Annotated in this window: 1 protein-coding gene; it reads left to right on the top strand. The window is 57.3% G+C overall.

Features of this window, described 5'->3' with window-relative positions:
- On the top strand, positions 1-256 hold a 256-nt coding region (locus Q4563_RS18140; protein ID WP_303605496.1), incomplete at its 5' end, for an undecaprenyl-diphosphate phosphatase.
- Between the last annotated feature and the right edge of the window lie 67 nt (positions 257-323).

Below are 323 nucleotides of genomic sequence, written 5' to 3'. Positions count from 1 at the left end.
CCTGGATGCGGCCCGTTTTTCCTTCCTGTTGTCGGTCCCGCTGATTTTGGCAGCATCCGGCCTCAAAGTGGTGGAGCTGATTCAGGCTGCCGATGGAGTGGACTGGTTTAGCCTGTTGCTGGGGATGGCGGTGTCGGGCATCAGCGCCTGGGCGGGGATTCACTACTTCCTGCAGCTGGTCGACAAGCTGGGTATGCTGCCGTTTGTGATTTACCGCTTGTTGCTGGGTGCGATGCTGTTTCTGTTTTTTGTCTGAGTGGCAGCACCATGGCTGAGTTGATTTGTTTGGCGCCAGAGTATGCGGCTGAAGCAGCGGTCTGGTC

Source organism: Gilvimarinus sp. 1_MG-2023, assembly GCF_030548285.1.
The sequence above is the reverse complement of the archived record's forward strand: the minus strand, read 5'-3'. Positions and strand labels throughout refer to the sequence as shown.